The organism is Rhodococcus sp. 06-418-5 (assembly GCF_002258285.1).
In the GTDB taxonomy this organism is placed as follows: Bacteria; Actinomycetota; Actinomycetes; order Mycobacteriales; family Mycobacteriaceae; genus Rhodococcoides.
Genome location: NZ_NOYE01000037.1, coordinates 599,561 through 614,959, shown reverse-complemented (window position 1 = coordinate 614,959; position 15,399 = coordinate 599,561). Strand labels below are relative to the sequence as shown.

The window sequence follows — 15,399 nt, the reverse complement described above, 5'->3', positions numbered from 1 at the left end:
CGCCGTGATCCGCTACATCGGGCAGCGAGTACTGCAGGCACTTGCGGTGCTGTGGGCCGCCTTCACCATCTCGTTCATCGTTCTCTTCCTCCTTCCCTCGGACCCGGTCAGTCTTGCCGTCGACTCGGCCGGATCGGGCACGCCGGCGGACGCTGCGGCCATCGCCGAGCTGCAGGCTCGCCACGGCCTGGATCAGCCGGTGCTGGTGCAGTATTGGCATTCACTGGTCGGGGCCGTGCAGGGTGATTTCGGATTGTCGATCGCCACCGGCCAACCGGTGACGACGGCCATCCTCGACGCGGTACCGAGCACACTCGGTCTGGCGGGGACAGCGCTGGTGTTGGCCGTCGTGTTCGGATCCGCGGTGGCCTACGCCGCCACGTACACCCGTATCGGCTGGCTGAGGAATTTGCTGCTCGCCCTCCCACCGCTCGGGGTGGCGGTGCCGACGTTCTGGGTGGGACTACTGCTGCTGCAACTGTTCTCGTTCCGACTTCGCTGGTTCCCGGCGTTCGGTGACGCAGGCGCAGCGTCGTTGGTGCTACCTGCCGTGACGCTCGCTCTACCGACCGGCGCTGTCATCGCCCAGGTCCTGGCCACCAGCATGGCCACCACGTGGAAGCAGCCGTTCGTCGATGTGGCTCGCGCCAAGGGGGTCTCACGCCTGCGGGTGCAAACTCGACACGTTCTGCGACTGTCCTCGATCCCCGCCTTCACGATTGCCGGGGTCCTGGTCGGCACCCTGCTGGCCGGATCGGTAGTGGTCGAGACGGTCTTCTCGCGTGCAGGAGTGGGACGGCTGACCCAGACGTCGGTGCTGGCGCAGGACATTCCGGTGGTGCAGGGCATCGTCGTTCTCACGTCGCTGGTCTTCGTCCTGGTCAATCTCGCAGTCGACCTGCTCTATCCGCTGATCGATCCGCGCATCGTGCGCGAATACCGGCCCGCGCAGGCCAGTGCAGAACCGGAGAAAGCTCATGTCTGACATCCTGATTCGTGAACCTGCCGTCCATTCGACGAGTCCCGAGGCAGCCGAAGCAGCACCGGTACCCACGCGGCGACGAGGTCTGCGAGACGTGGTGAAACACATCTGGCTCGGTGCCTCCGTGATCGTGCTGTTGTCGGCTCTCGGGTTCGCGCTGTTCCCGTCCGTGTTCGCCAGCGGCGACCCGCTGGTCGGCACGCCGGCCGACAAGCTCCAGGCACCCAGCGCGTCGCACTGGTTCGGCACCGACAACATCGGCCGTGACGTCTTCACCCGAGTGGTCCACGGTTCCGGACTGTCGCTGACGGCAACGCTGTTGGCGGTCGGTATCGCACTGGTGGTCGGCTCGATCATCGGTCTGGTCTCGGGCGCCGTCGGCGGAATCGTGGACGCGGTGCTGATGCGAATCGTCGATGTCCTGCTGTCGATTCCGACGTTGTTGCTCTCGTTGGCGCTGGTGACCGCACTGGGCTTCGGCACCGTGAACGTCGCCATCGCCGTCGGCGTCACGCTGATCGCCAACTTCGCCCGAGTGATGCGCTCGGAGGTACTGCGGGTGCGCAGATCCCTGTACGTCGAAGCGGCGTACGCCTCGGGTGTGCGGTGGTTCGATGTCTTCCGCAGGCACATCCTCAGAAACTCGTACGGCCCTGTGATCGCTCTCGCTGCAGTCGAATTCGGTATGGCGGTTCTCGCGGTATCGGCGCTCAGCTTCCTCGGTTTCGGTGCTGCTCCGCCCACCCCGGAGTGGGGATCGCTGATTTCCGAGGGCCGCAACTTCCTGGCCACCGCATGGTGGATGACCACACTGCCAGGATTGGTGATCGTGGCCGTCGTCGTGTCCGCGCACCGCCTAGGGCACGCACTCGAGAGGCGATCACAATGAGCCCCATTCTCGAAGTGGAGAATCTGCACGTGAACTACGGTGAGACGACCGCCGTCTCCGGCATCGGGTTCACCGTCGACCGCGGTGAAGTGGTGGCCGTGGTCGGTGAATCGGGCTCAGGAAAGTCGACGACTGCGCACGCCCTCATCGGCCTGCTCTCGGGTTCTGGACGCATCGTGGGCGGATCGGTGACGTTCGACGGGCAAAGGCTCGATACGGCGTCGGACAAGACGCTGAACCGGTTGCGCGGCCGCCACATCGGGCTCGTCCCGCAGGATCCGACCACCTCGCTGAACCCGGTTGTTCGCGTCGGCGACCAGGTTGCCGAGGTGCTGCGGGTGCACGGTCTGGCCGATCGCCGCTCCGCGAAGATCGAGGCGATTCGGATCCTCACCGAAGCCGGGCTGGACAACCCCGAGGTGCGGGCGCGGCAGTATCCCCAGGACCTGTCCGGTGGGCAGCGTCAGCGCGTACTGATCGGGATCGCTCTCGCGTGCCGCCCGGAACTGGTGATCGCCGACGAGCCGACCAGCGCCCTCGACGTCACCGTGCAGCGTCGCATCCTGGACCATCTCGACACCAGGATCGCCGAGACCGGTGCCGCGGTCCTGCTGATCACCCACGACTTGGGCGTGGCTGCGGACAGAGCCGACCGCCTCATCGTCATGAGCGCAGGACGGATCGTCGAGTCCGGCCCCACTGCAGAGGTACTGGCGAACCCGACCCACGCGTACACACGTCAGCTGTTGGCTGCAGCGCCCTCGTTGAACACCGCCGTACGACCCGCGCGCCCCACGGTCGGCGAGCCGATCCTGACGGTCGGCGACGTCTCGAAGCGCTTCACCATCGGCCGCGGCGTCCACCTCGATGCGGTCAAGGGAGCCACATTGACCGTCGAACGTGGGCGCACCGTTTCGCTCGTCGGCGAATCCGGTTCCGGCAAATCCACGTTGGCGCGCATCGCGATCGGTCTCGAGACCGCGTCGTCGGGGTCGGTCACGTTCGACGGCAGGGACATCACGGGTCTGCGTGGCAAGGCCAAGCGTGAACTGCGGCGGCGTGTACAGATCGTCTATCAGAACCCGTACGCCTCACTGAACCCGAAGTTGCGCGTCGGGGAGATCGTGCGAGAACCGTTGGACGCGTTCAAGGTCGGTACCTCGCGTGAGCGTTCCGAGCGTGCCAGGACGCTGCTCGATCAGGTGGCACTCACCAGCGATTACCTGGCCCGGCGGCCGGCCGAGCTCTCCGGTGGGCAGCGTCAGCGCGTCGCCATCGCCCGCGCGTTGGCCCTCGCGCCGGAGCTGGTGGTGCTCGACGAGCCGGTCTCGGCCCTCGACGTATCGGTGCAGGCGCAGATTCTGACGCTGCTGGGCGACCTGCAGTCCGAGCTGGGTCTGAGCTACCTCTTCATCTCCCACGATCTGGCCGTGGTGCGTCAGATCAGCGACACCGTGGCCGTGATGCAATCCGGAGTCATCGTGGAATACGGCGACACCGCAGCACTGTTCGACAATCCACAGCAGGACTACACCCGCGAGCTACTCGGGGCCATCCCCGGAAGCGCGCACGAGAAAGCGAGCACCAGTGTCTGACACGCTGTTCCTGACCGCGATCGAGCTGAAAGGCACCGGCGCACATTCGCAGGCCTGGCGTCGCCCCGACTCCCGCGCCGAAGAAGTGTTCACAGCAGGATTCTGGATCGACCAGCTCCAGGCTGCAGATCGAGCAGGTGTCGATCTCGCCTTCCTGGGCGATTCGTTCGCCAGTCGGACGCTCGAGGCCGCAGCCGTCGCGGCACGGGCAGCCGCCCTCACCGAGAAGATCGGGCTGGTGCCCACGATCACCGTCACGCACACCGAGCCGTTTCACGTCTCGAAGCAGATCGCGAGCCTGGATTTCGCATCCCACGGCCGGGCCGGGTGGCAGGTCGAGGTCAGTCCGGGAGCCGAGCAGGCAGCGCTGTTCGGCCGAAAAGCGGAGCAGGACAACAGTAGTCTGTGGCGTGAGGCGGATGAGGCAGTCGAGGTCGTCACCAGGCTCTGGGACAGCTGGGAGGACGACGCCGAGATTCGCGACGTCGAGTCGGGGCGGTTCATCGACCGAGACAAGCTGCACTACATCGACTTCGAGGGTGAGAACTTCTCGGTCAAGGGCCCGTCCATCACTCCGAGGTCTCCGCAGGGGCAGCCGCTCGTCGTGATCCGCGTGGACTCCACGGAGTCCGTGTCGGTGGCCGCGGCGCGCGCCGACATCGTCCGCATCGCCGCCGACACAGTCGAGGATGCGGCCACTGTTGCCGCCCGTATTCGACGGGCCGTCGTTGCGGAAGGCCGTGACCCGGCCGACGTGTTCGTTCTGTTGGATGTGGAGACCCTGGTATCCGATTCTGCCGCTGAAGAACTCGCTCAGCTCGACAACTGGGCGGGGCACGTCAGAGTCGCCGAGTCCGTGTCGCATATCGGCGACCTGGCGGGCTTGCACCTGCTCCTCGGATCCGTCGAGGCGGCCGGCCTGGACGGAGTCACGCTGGTACCGCTCGCGCTGCCGTCCGGAGTGGCAGCACTACCGGCCACGGACACCCGCAGCGGATCGACCTTGCGCGAGCGTCTCGGCCTGAGACGTCCGGCCAATCGCTATGCACTCGAAGGGCAGAGCCTGTGACGAAGAAGCAGATTCATCTGGGTGCCCATTTCCCGGGCGTCAACAACACCACCGTCTGGGCCGATCCGGAGTCGAAGAGCCAGATCGAGTTCGATTCGTTCGTACACCTCGCCGAATCGGCCGAACGCGGCCTGTTCGACTTCTTCTTCCTCGCCGAAGGGCTGCGACTGCGTGAGCACCGCAACAAGATTCACGACCTCGATGTAGTAGGGCGACCCGATACGCTCACCGTCCTCAACGCGCTTGCGTCGGTGACGAGCAGGCTCGGACTGGCCGGGACGATCAACACGACCTTCAACGAGCCGTTCGAGCTCGCCAAACAGTTCTCGTCGCTGGATCACCTGTCCGACGGTAGAGCGGCATGGAACATGGTGACGTCCTCGGACGCGTTCACGGGCGAGAATTTTCGGCGGGGCGGCTACCTCGATCGTGCCGACCGCTACGTGCGTGCCAACGAGATCATCGACGTCGCGCGAAAGTTCTGGGACTCATGGCAGTCCGACGCGTTCGTCGTCGATCGCGAGCGTGGAGTCTTCGGCCGCGAATCGGAGATCGGAACGGTCCGGCATTCCGGACCCCAGTTCGATGTGGAGGGCCGCTTCACGCTGCCGCGCAGTCCGCAGGGACATCCGGTTCTGTTGCAGGCGGGCGATTCCGACGAAGGTCGAGAATTCGGTGCCGCCAAGGCCGACGCGATCTTCACCATCCACGGTACTCTCGAGGACGGGCAGAAGTTCTACTCCGACGTCAAGGGTCGGCTCGCCAAGTACGGCCGCGATCACGACGACCTGAAGGTGCTGCCCGCGGCGACGTTCGTGCTCGGAGATTCTGCGCAGGACGCCGCCGAGAAGGCGGATCACATCCGGCATCAGCAGGTCAGCGGCAGGACGGCCATCGCGTTCCTCGAACAGGTGTGGGGACAGGACCTGTCCGCATACGATCCCGACGGGCCACTGCCCGACATCGAACCCAGCGGCGATGTGTCGATCACCCGTGGCCGTGCGAGACACGGCGACCCCAGAACCATCGCCCAGCAGTATCGCGAGCGAGCCGAAGCAGACAACCTGAGTATTCGTGAACTGATCATCGCGATGACGACACGGCAGCAGTTCGTCGGAACCCCTGCGCACGTGGCCGAGGAGATCGACAGTTACGTGCAGAACAACGCGAGCGACGGCTTCATTCTCGTCCCGCACATCACCCCTGCCGGCCTCGACGAATTCGTCGACAGAGTGATTCCGGAATTGCAGGACCGCGGCAGCTTCCGCACCGAATACACCGGCACCACCTTGCGCGAGCACCTCGGTCTGCGCCATCCGTACGAACAGCGAGAAGGAGTGCGAGCATCATGAGCGATTTCGAGCAGGACTGGAAGCAGTGGCATGCCGAGCGAGAGGCGTCCTACGGTGATCCCCTCGGTTGGGTGTCGTTGACCGGGTTGTATTGGCTGACCGATGAATTCGAGACCGTCGCGGATCTTCCCGGCCGGTGGAGGGCCGACGCCGATTCGGTGACCGTCGAGGGGTTCGATGGCGTGACCGCGCTGAATCCGGTGGAGGGCGCACCGGGCATCCTGGTGCAGGACGGAGATCGGCGTATCGAGGTGATCCGTCGGACCGGTTCGGTCGCGCTGCGGGTGCACGATCCGAAAGCGCAGACCCTGCAGGCGTACGACGGCATCCCGGCCTACGAGCCCGACGAGGAGTTCGTTGCCACCGGGACGTTCACCCCGTACGACTCTCCGGTGACCGTCACGACCGGAGCCGTGGTGGAAGGACTCGAACATCACCACTCGGCCGTGGGCACTCTCGACTTCGAGTTGGCCGGTGCCGCTGCGCAGCTGATTGCTTTCGGTGGCAACGGCAATGGTCTGAAGGTCCTGTTCACCGACGCCACGAGCGGGGTGACCACCTATCCGGCTGCACGGATCCTGGCAGTGCCCGCACCGGTGGACGGCACCGTCGTTCTCGATTTCAACCGGGCATCGAACCTTCCGTGTGCGTTCACCGACTACGCGACGTGCCCGGTTGCGCCTACCGAGAACAGGCTGACCATCGCCGTCGAGGCAGGGGAGAAGAACCCGAGATGACGCGCGTTCCGTTGTCGGTTCTCGATCTGTCCCCGATCAGCGAGGGGTCGACAGTCGCGCAGGCACTGCGAAATACTCTGGATCTGGCACGACAGACCGAGGAGTGGGGTTACGAGCGTTACTGGGTGGCCGAGCACCACTTCGTGGCGGCAGCCAGTTCTTCACCCGCAGTGTTGATCGGTCTGATTGCCGCTGCCACCAACAGGATTCGTGTCGGATCGGCTGCGGTCCAGCTCGGGTTCACAACAGCTGCCGCCGTTGTGGAGTCCTTCGGGACGGTGGATGCGTTGTATCCGGGTCGTATCGATTTGGGAGTGGGTCGGTCCGGGCAACGGCGTGCGGAAGTGTTGGCCGGTGCCGAGGTGCCGGAGCAGTCTCGCGCTGCACGAACGATCGACGGGGTACTGTTCCCCGTTCCGTACTCGCCTGCTGCACTGCTGAAATCGCCACGATTGGCCGCCTCCCTCGGGGCGTTGCAGCAACCCGAGGCGATCTCACCGGATTTCGGCGACCAGCTCGACGACATCGTGGCGCTTCTGTCCGATACGTATCAGCGAAACGGCATACCTCTGTCGGCTCGGCCCGGTGCGGGTGCCCAGGTGCAGGTGTGGTTGTTCGGAAGCAGTGCGGGGCCCAGCGCCCGTGAGGCAGGTTCGCGGGGCCTGCCGTTCGCCGCCAACTATCACGTCAGTCCCGGAACGACGCTCGATGCGGTGGAGGAGTATCGGGGTGCATTCGTGCCATCCGACACATTGTCCGATCCGTACGTCGCAGTATCCGCTGATGTGGTTGTTGCAGAATCGGATTCCGGAGCATACGAGTTGGCGGCTTCGTTTCCGCAGTGGGTGCACAGCGTTCGCAGCGGTCACGGTGCGATCGAGTATCCGGATCCCTCGAGTGTCGCGCCGATGTCCGAAGAGCAGTACGCACTGGTAGCCGATCGTGTGGACACTCAGTTCACCGGTTCTGCGGCGACGGTGTGCGACAAGCTCGACGGTCTGCAGAAGGCAACGAGCGCAGATGAATTGGTCGTCACCACGATGACTCACGACCACGCCGACCGGCTGCGCTCGTACGAACTGCTCGGCAAGGAGTGGGGACTACCGCGACTGCGCGTGTAGTTGGGAACAGACAATTCGACATGACAGTTGAGGGCGATATGACTCGAGTAGCGGTAGCAGCATCATTCGGTGGACCGGAGGTCGTCGAGATCGTCGATCGGGCCCTCCCCAAACCTGCAGCAGGACAGGTTCTGGTCGAGGTGAAGGCCATCGGGGTCAATCCGATCGACTACAAGCTCTACAGCGGCGAGTTCGGTTCCGACGAGTCGACGCTGCCGCTCCCGCTCGGTAGCGAAGCGGCAGGCGTCGTCGTCGCTGTCGGTAACGCGGCCGAAGGCCCGGGTGGGCCGATAGGAGTGGGCGACGAGGTGATCGTGTCCGGCGCGAAGGGGGCATACGCCGAGAAGATTCTCGTTCCCGCGGATGCGGTATTGCCGAAGCCCGCCTCTCTGGAATGGAATGTCGCTGCCGGCCTGCTCGTCGTCGCGGGTACCGCTTACGACACGCTCGAAACGGTTGCTGTGTCGACCGGCGACACCGTGCTCGTACACGGCGGGGCGGGTGGAGTCGGATCCATCGTCGTGCAGTTGGCGAAGGCCCGTGGTGCGACCGTGATCGCCACAGCGCGTGCGGAAAATCATGACGCCCTCCGGACCTACGGTGCCGTGCCGATCGAGTACGGCGAGGGATTGCTCGATCGCGTTCGGGCAGTGGCACCCGACGGCATCGACGCGGCGATCGACACGGTCGGCACCGACGAGGCCGTGGATGTATCCCTCGAATTGTTGACGGACAAAGCCCGTTTGGTGACCATCGCTGCGTTCGAGAGGGCCGCCAACGAGGGCTTCCCTTCGGTGGGTGGCGGCAATCCGAAGAGTGCGGAACGGCGTAAGAAGGCAGCCCTGTCACTCGTGCGACAGGCAGGTGACGGTGATTTCGAGGTCATCGTCGCCAAGACCTTCCCACTGGCGGATACGGCGACCGCGCACGCAGAACTGAAGAGGGATCACCCGCGCGGGAAGTTCGTGTTGATTCCGTGACGGAAGCAGTTGACGTGCTGAACAACTGGGCCGTCGCAGAGGTACTCGCGCGCTACGCACACGTGGTGGACAATCGAGAGTGGGGTGAGCTTTCGTCGGTGTTCACGCCCGATGCGACTGTCGAGGCCGAGAAAAGCCTGATCGTCGGCTTCGACAGTATCCGGAGTTACTTGGAAACGTTCGATCCGAGGCGATCTCATCACACACTCAACACCATCACCGATATAGACGGGGATGTAGCGCGAGTCTGGAGCCGATTCATCGTGGTCGAGTTCGACGCGACGTCGCTGACGGGTGACTACGTGGATCAGGTGGTGGCGACCGCCGACGGAGCGCGCATCGCGAGACGGCGCATCACCGTTCGCAATCGACCGGACGTGCCCAGCGCGAGGCGGAATCGTTCGCGAGCTGGGCTCGGTCGTGACAACGGAAGTTCGCGTCGATTCCGACACTGCGGCCGAGATCTTGGACGTTCTTGCCCGCTATGCTCAGGTGAACCTGGCTACATGGCACTATGCCATCGACGACTACGGAGTCGGTCCGCGTCGATACCGCAAGGTACTGGCCGCAACACCGGCATCGATTGCGCAGCGGGCAGATTGACGAGGCGGCGTCTTCCGCGGCATTGCTGGACGAACCGTCCCAGAAGCCGGAAAACGCCGGCCAGCCACGGCAGCAGGGGATTTAAGGCGTTTCCATCGCGCCGTCGGTGCACTGTGCCGAGATGACCGTACGCCAGTGCTCGCGTGAGCAGTCTTGTAACGGTTCATGGCACGGGATATGCCAGGAGACGTGTCGAACCCGGCCCCCTAGCGCGAGACGAACGGCGTTCCCACCCCTGAAGGTGTCGTGTCTCGCAGCTGCACCAATCCGCGGCGCTCGAGGATCGGCCGCACACCCTCACCGAAATGGAATGCCTCTTCGACGTGCGGGTAGCCAGAGAGAATGAAGTGGTCGAGGCCGATCGAGGCGTATTCGGCGATGCGGTCGGCGACCTCTTCGTGCGATCCGACCAACGCGGTGCCTGCGCCGCCGCGGACCAGGCCGACTCCGGACCACAGGTTGGGGGATACTTCGAGGCTGCGTGCGCCGTTGCCTGCCGTGAATGCATCTCCGCCGCTGTGTAATTCGCGCATACGACGTTGGCCTTCGGAACCCGAGCGCGCGAGCGATGCCTGGGCTGCCTCGATGGTTTTCGGGTCCAGCGCTGCGAGCAGTCGATCTGCCTCGGCCCAGGCCTGTTCCGAGGTGTCGCGGGTGATGACGTGCAGGCGGATGCCGTAATCGAGGCGTCGGTTCTGAACCTCGGCGAGGTCGCGGATCCAGGCGATCTTCGAGGCCACCGCGGTCGGCGGTTCACCCCAGGTGAGGTAGGTGTCGGCGAACTGCGACGCGACAGTGCCTGCCGCCGGGGAACTTCCGCCGAAGAAGATAGGTGGCACCGGGTCCGGGTAACGCTGCAATGACGCGTTCTCCACCTTGATGTACTCGCCGTCGAAAGTCACGGGGCCCTCGTTGGCCCAGAGCTTGCGAGTGACGTCGAGAAATTCGCCGCACCGCGCGTAACGCTCGTTCTTGGTCAGAAAATCGCCGAAGGTGCGCTGTTCGTGGTCCTCGCCACCGGTGACGACGTTGAGCAGCAACCGGCCACCGGATTGCCACTGGAAAGTCGCGGCCATCTGCGCGGCAAGGGTGGGGCTGAGCAGCCCGGGTCGCAGAGCCACCAGGAACTTCAGCGTTTCTGTGGTGTCGATCAGCATGGCCGTCGTCAGCCAGGCGTCTTCGCACCACGCGCCAGTGGGCGTCAGGACTGCCTCGAAGCCGTTGTCCTCGGCGGCCGCACCGATCTGGTTGAGGTACTTCAGCGTCGCCGGCCGATCACCGGACATCGACGACCCATGGCCACCGGCCATCAAATTGCGAGAGTCGCCATAAGTGGGCAGGAACCAATGGAAGCGCAGAGACATGTTGCCCGACCGTACTCCGGCGACGGCCACGCTCCCAGAGTTGAAATCAGCTCGAGTCGAACCCGTGACGTGATGTTCTCGGTATTGCAGTGTTGAACCACATGACTTCTTTTGCTGAACCGGCGCAGCCTGAGTCCGATTCAGACCGCCGAACGCGATTGCGGACCGTCGTTGCCGCGAGCCTGCTCGGAACCACAGTCGAATGGTACGACTTCTTCCTCTACGCCACCGCCGCGAGCCTGGTGTTCAACCAGCTGTTCTTCCCGGATCAGTCCTCGTTCGTAGGCACCATGCTCTCGTTCGCGACGTTTGCCGTTGGCTTTCTCGTGCGTCCGATCGGCGGCGTGGTGTTCGGTCACTTCGGTGATCGCATCGGTCGAAAGAAGACGCTCGCGCTGTCGATGCTCATCATGGGTGTCGCGACCGCGCTGATGGGGGTTCTTCCTACTGCCGAGCAGATCGGCATTCTCGCGCCGATTCTGCTGCTGCTGTTACGGGTTCTGCAGGGATTCGCGCTCGGTGGTGAATGGGCCGGAGCAGTGCTGTTGGCAGTGGAACACAGCCCGCCGAAGAAACGCGGCTTGTTCGGCAGCATTCCGCAGATCGGTCTGGCACTCGGATTGGCGCTGGGTACAGCAGTATTCGCCCTCCTGCAAATAGTGTTCGACGACGCTCAGTTCCTTGCGTACGGCTGGCGCATCGCGTTCCTGCTCAGCCTCGTTCTGGTGGCCGTTGGGCTGGTGGTGCGACTCAAGGTCGAAGAGACCCCGGCATTCCTCGAGGTCACCGAATTGCAGCAGCGATCGAGTGCACCGGTGAGAGAGGTGTTCGCACGCAGGCACATTCGCAATACGGTGCTGGGGCTGCTCTCGCGCTGGGGGGAAGGCGCGGCATTCAACACCTGGGGTGTTTTCGCAATCACCTATGCCACAACGCAATTGAGCTACGAGAAGGTGCCGGTCCTGCTGGTCGTCACCGTCGCTGCGTCGCTGATGGCAGTGCTGATTCCCGTGTCCGGCTATTTCGTGGACCGGTTCGGAGCGCAGCGCATGTACATCATCGGTATTGCCGCCTACGGGATCGCTGTCTTCCCGGTGTTCGCGTTGTTCGGTGCCGGAAGCCTGTGGTTATTCGGCTCGGGACTCGTGCTGGTGTTCGGAATCGTGCACGCGACGTTCTACGCTGCGCAGGGAACCCTGTATGCCAGCCTGTATCCCACCGAGATCCGCTATACCGGACTGTCTGTCGTCTACCAGTTCTCAGGCATCTACGCTTCGGGCGTCACGCCACTCATCTTGACGTCCCTGATCGCCGTGGGAAGTGGATCACCCTGGCTGGCGTGCGGATTCCTCGTCGCGACGTCGGTAATCTCGGTGATCGCCACGTCCCTGATCCAAAAGAAGGACCTGCATTTCTAGCGCATCTGTCTGCGGGGTGCACTGCGTGGCCCATGTCAGGTGCGGTCGGGAAACCTGATCCGTTCGACTTGAGGTATTCCCCGGTGTGCGGTAGGAATTGTCCGTGCACACGACATTCCTGATCCGGCGGCTCACCGTCGATCTTTGTCGTACCTGCACCACTATGTGTTGTCGGTGACCACTCCCGTAACGCTCGGCTCACTAGAGAGCCCTCATTTCTCGCGGCCCGCCCTCGGCGGGCCGTCACTCTTGCCGACTCGAGTATCGCGACGTTGCTTGTTCGACTGTCGTTGACTCCGTGGTCGGCGCTGACCGAAAGCGAACGCCATGTCTGTTCCCGTCGACCTCGTCCCCGACGACCCGGTCGCTTCATCTCGTCGTACCTCGGACAATCCGTGGGTGCAGCGCCTCACCGATGTTGCGCTTCCCCTACTGTCGCTAGTGGTCTTCGTCGGTGTCTGGCAGGTTGCTGCAGCGAGCGGAATCTGGAACCAGACGTTTGTGCCGTACCCGAGCATCGTGTGGTCGGCGTTCGTCGACTTCTCCACCACCCATGATGGCGTCCGTGGCTACCAGGGCTACCTGCTGTGGGAGCACCTGTACATGACGCTGCGGCGGGTATTCGCGGGCGTTGTCATCGGTATCGTTCTCGGTGTAGCGCTCGGGTTGGCCATGGGAACGGTGAGTTGGGTGCGCAGCATCCTCGAGCCGTGGCTGACGTTTCTGCGGGCCCTGCCTCCGCTGGCCTACTTCTTTCTGTTGGTCATCTGGTTGGGCATCGACGAAGCACCGAAGGTCACTCTTCTCGCACTGGCGGCGCTTCCGCCGGCGGCAGTAGCAACGACGGCAGCCGTGCTCGCGGCGCCGGTCGGACTCGTCGAAGCGGCGAGGGCTCTGGGAGCGTCGCGGCGCGACGTCATCCGAGACGTGGTCGTACCGTCGGCACTTCCTGAAACCTTCACTGGGATAAGACTTTCCGTCGGTATCGCCTACTCTTCGGTGGTTGCGGCGGAACTGTTCAACGGCCTCCCCGGCATCGGCGGAGCAGTCAAGGATGCAAGTAACTACAACAACACCCCCGTGGTGCTCGTCGGGATCTTCGCGATCGGCATCTCGGGTCTCATCATCGACGGCATCCTGCGCTCGGTCGAGCGTCGAGTCGTCCCCTGGCGTGGAAAGATCTGAGGAAGAAAAATCATGAAGCTGTCGAAGATCCTGGCCGTGTTGACTCTCGGTGCGCTGGCGCTGACCGGTTGCGCGGTGGACAATGGCACCACCGATAGCAGCAAGCCGACGATTCGCCTTGCGTACCAGTCTTTTCCGAGTGGTGACCTGGTGGTCAAGAACAACAAATGGCTCGAAGAAGCGTTGCCGGATTACAACATCGAGTGGACGAAGTTCGACTCCGGTGCCGACATCAATACTGCCTTCGTCGCCGGCGAACTCGACTTCGGTGCCATCGGATCGAGCCCGGTGGCTCGCGGACTGTCCGCGCCGCTGAACATTCCGTATCAGGTCGCGTTCGTTCTCGACGTCGCAGGCGACAACGAGGCGCTCGTCGCTCGCGACGGTACCGGCATCGAAACCGTTGCGGATCTGCGCGGCAAGCGAATCGGCACGGCATTCGCGTCCACCGCGCATTACAGTCTGCTCGCCGCGCTGGAGCAGGCAGGGCTCACCGCCTCCGATGTGAACTTGGTCGATCTGCAGCCGCAGACTTCGCTGGCCGCGTGGGAGCGCGGCGATGTCGATGCCGTGTACACCTGGCTTCCCACCCTGGACGAGCTGCGTAAGACGGGTAAGCAGCTCATCGCCAGCAAGGAATTGGCGACGGCGGGCAAGCCCACCCTCGACCTCGGAGTGGTCTCCACCTCGTTCGCCGAAGAGAATCCCGACGTCGTCGACACCTGGCGTCAGGTGCAGACTCGCGCGTTGACGACCATCGCAGACAACCCCGATGCGGCTGCCGCGGCAGTTGCTGCCGAGATCGGTATCACGCCGGACGAGGCTGCGAATCAGTTGAGCCAGGGAGTGTTCTTGACGCCTGAGGAATTGACGTCCTCGGAGTGGTTGGGTACCGAAGGCAACGTCGGGAACCTTGCCGCCAACTTGCAGAGTGCGTCGCAGTTCCTGGCCGATCAGAAGCAGATCGACGCGGCGTCCCCGATCGAGACATTCCAGAACGCCATCTACGTGAAAGGCCTTCCCGATGTCCTCGAAAACTGAGTTACGCACAGAACCCGGTTCGACACGGGCCGAGGCAGACGGCTCGATTCGAATCGACAACGTAACGCATATCTACGGCAAAGGCGCCGACCGAGTGACAGCGTTGGGACCTGTCGATCTGAGCGTCCCCCCGGGGGAGTTCCTCGTCCTCGTCGGCGCGTCGGGATGCGGTAAGAGCACGCTGCTTCGCCTGATCGCCGGTTTCGAGGACGCAACCGAGGGTTCGGTGCAGGTGTCCGGGACATCGCCGACGCCCGGCGTGACGTCCGGTGTCGTGTTCCAACAGCCGCGTCTGTTCCCGTGGAAGAGCGTGGGAGGCAACGTCGATCTGGCACTGAAGTACGCAGGGGTGCCGAAGTCGGCCAGGGCAGGCCGGCGTGCACAGCTGCTCGAGCGCGTCGGTCTCGAGGGCACGCAGGATCGGAGGATCTGGGAGATTTCCGGCGGGCAGCAGCAGCGGGTCGCCATCGCCCGCGCTCTGGCGGCCGAGACGTCGCTGCTGCTTCTCGACGAGCCGTTCGCCGCGCTCGATGCCCTCACTCGTGAGCGTCTGCAGGAAGACGTTCGCCAGGTAAGTTCCGAGCTGGGTCGCACCAATGTCTTCGTCACACACAGTGCCGACGAAGCTGTGTTTCTGGGTTCACGCATCGTTGTCCTCACCAAACGTCCTGGGCAGGTGGCCCTGGATATCGGTGTCGATCTGCCACGCACCGGGGTCGACGCCGACGAGTTGAGGGGTTCGCCGGAGTTCGCCGCCCTACGTGCCGAGGTCGGTCACGCTGTGAAGTCCGCGGCAGTGGCCTGACGCGAAATGCACGTGAAGGGTTGGGCAAGCGCTGTGTGCGGAGAGTAGCGTTCCGACGCGCTGTTGTCGGACTGGTTTCGGCCTCGGTCAGGCACCGGTCAGGCGGTCCTGGTCGGTGTTCGGGGGATGGCGGTCGAATGTGTGGGGGCGTAGGACGGCCGCAGAATCGACGGGCGCAGCCTTGACGAACGCAGAAATCCTGCATGCCCGCAGTACTCCGCAAGCGTACGGACAGAACGTGATTCGACTGGTCGTTGC

14 protein-coding genes and 1 pseudogene are annotated in these 15,399 nt (G+C 64.0%); 14 read left to right on the top strand and 1 reads right to left on the bottom strand.

The genetic code is table 11. The features are described from left to right. Window positions 1-4 precede the first annotated feature (4 nt). The 10 genes and pseudogenes from CH274_RS28190 (at window position 5) to CH274_RS29865 (ending at window position 9,328) form a co-directional block, all read left to right on the top strand. Complete coding sequence (locus CH274_RS28190; protein ID WP_094659524.1) at window positions 5-985, top strand: ABC transporter permease; 981 nt, start codon at window positions 5-7, stop codon at window positions 983-985. Continuing rightward, window positions 978-1,871, top strand: a complete 894-nt coding sequence (locus CH274_RS28185) for an ABC transporter permease (protein ID WP_094659523.1) — start codon at window positions 978-980, stop codon at window positions 1,869-1,871. Before CH274_RS28190 ends, CH274_RS28185 begins: the two co-directional genes overlap by 8 nt. Continuing rightward, window positions 1,868-3,466 carry a dipeptide ABC transporter ATP-binding protein gene (locus tag CH274_RS28180; protein WP_094659522.1) on the top strand — a complete coding sequence of 533 codons (1,599 nt, stop codon included), beginning with the start codon at window positions 1,868-1,870 and terminating at the stop codon, window positions 3,464-3,466. The genes CH274_RS28185 and CH274_RS28180 overlap by 4 nt, the downstream gene beginning before the upstream one ends. Continuing rightward, window positions 3,459-4,535, top strand: a complete 1,077-nt coding sequence (locus CH274_RS28175; protein WP_094659521.1) for an LLM class flavin-dependent oxidoreductase — start codon at window positions 3,459-3,461, stop codon at window positions 4,533-4,535. The genes CH274_RS28180 and CH274_RS28175 overlap by 8 nt, the downstream gene beginning before the upstream one ends. Then, entirely contained in the window at window positions 4,532-5,887 is a 1,356-nt protein-coding gene (locus CH274_RS28170; protein WP_094646795.1) for an NtaA/DmoA family FMN-dependent monooxygenase, read from the top strand. The genes CH274_RS28175 and CH274_RS28170 overlap by 4 nt, the downstream gene beginning before the upstream one ends. After that, window positions 5,884-6,624, top strand: coding sequence for a DUF1684 domain-containing protein (locus CH274_RS28165; protein ID WP_094659520.1), 741 nt, complete (start codon window positions 5,884-5,886; stop codon window positions 6,622-6,624). Before CH274_RS28170 ends, CH274_RS28165 begins: the two co-directional genes overlap by 4 nt. Continuing rightward, window positions 6,621-7,745 carry an LLM class flavin-dependent oxidoreductase gene (locus CH274_RS28160; protein ID WP_094659519.1) on the top strand — a complete coding sequence of 375 codons (1,125 nt, stop codon included), beginning with the start codon at window positions 6,621-6,623 and terminating at the stop codon, window positions 7,743-7,745. Before CH274_RS28165 ends, CH274_RS28160 begins: the two co-directional genes overlap by 4 nt. A 38-nt stretch (window positions 7,746-7,783) precedes the next feature. Beyond that, entirely contained in the window at window positions 7,784-8,725 is a 942-nt protein-coding gene (locus tag CH274_RS28155) for an NADP-dependent oxidoreductase (RefSeq protein WP_094659518.1), read from the top strand. After that, a pseudogene (locus CH274_RS30050) lies at window positions 8,722-9,066 on the top strand (nuclear transport factor 2 family protein); the annotation flags it as partial. The gene CH274_RS28155 and the pseudogene CH274_RS30050, both read left to right, overlap by 4 nt. 79 nt (window positions 9,067-9,145) lie before the next feature. Continuing rightward, on the top strand, window positions 9,146-9,328 hold the full coding sequence (locus tag CH274_RS29865) for a hypothetical protein (protein WP_256993719.1): 183 nt from the start codon (window positions 9,146-9,148) through the stop codon (window positions 9,326-9,328). A 206-nt stretch (window positions 9,329-9,534) separates the two neighbouring features. Here CH274_RS29865 and CH274_RS28145 read toward each other — a convergent pair whose 3' ends face one another. Then, the gene (locus CH274_RS28145) at window positions 9,535-10,692 is read right to left on the bottom strand and encodes an LLM class flavin-dependent oxidoreductase (protein ID WP_094659629.1); all 1,158 of its coding nucleotides are present in this window, start codon (window positions 10,690-10,692) and stop codon (window positions 9,535-9,537) included. A gap of 101 nt (window positions 10,693-10,793) precedes the next feature. Here CH274_RS28145 and CH274_RS28140 point away from each other — a divergent pair, with 101 nt between their 5' ends. The 4 genes from CH274_RS28140 to CH274_RS28125 all read left to right on the top strand — a co-directional run bounded on the left by CH274_RS28140 (window position 10,794) and on the right by CH274_RS28125 (window position 15,141). After that, window positions 10,794-12,110, top strand: coding sequence for an MFS transporter (locus tag CH274_RS28140; protein ID WP_094659628.1), 1,317 nt, complete (start codon window positions 10,794-10,796; stop codon window positions 12,108-12,110). 327 nt (window positions 12,111-12,437) lie between these two features. Then, window positions 12,438-13,295: an ABC transporter permease gene (locus CH274_RS28135; protein ID WP_094659516.1), complete on the top strand. Its 858-nt coding sequence runs from the start codon at window positions 12,438-12,440 to the stop codon at window positions 13,293-13,295. Between the two features lie 12 nt (window positions 13,296-13,307). Then, window positions 13,308-14,336 (top strand): taurine ABC transporter substrate-binding protein, encoded by a 1,029-nt coding sequence (locus CH274_RS28130; RefSeq protein WP_094659515.1) that lies wholly within the window; start codon window positions 13,308-13,310, stop codon window positions 14,334-14,336. Beyond that, a complete protein-coding gene (locus CH274_RS28125) occupies window positions 14,320-15,141 on the top strand; it encodes an ABC transporter ATP-binding protein (RefSeq protein ID WP_094659514.1) in 822 nt (273 codons plus the stop codon). Before CH274_RS28130 ends, CH274_RS28125 begins: the two co-directional genes overlap by 17 nt. The last annotated feature ends 258 nt before the right edge of the window (window positions 15,142-15,399 follow it).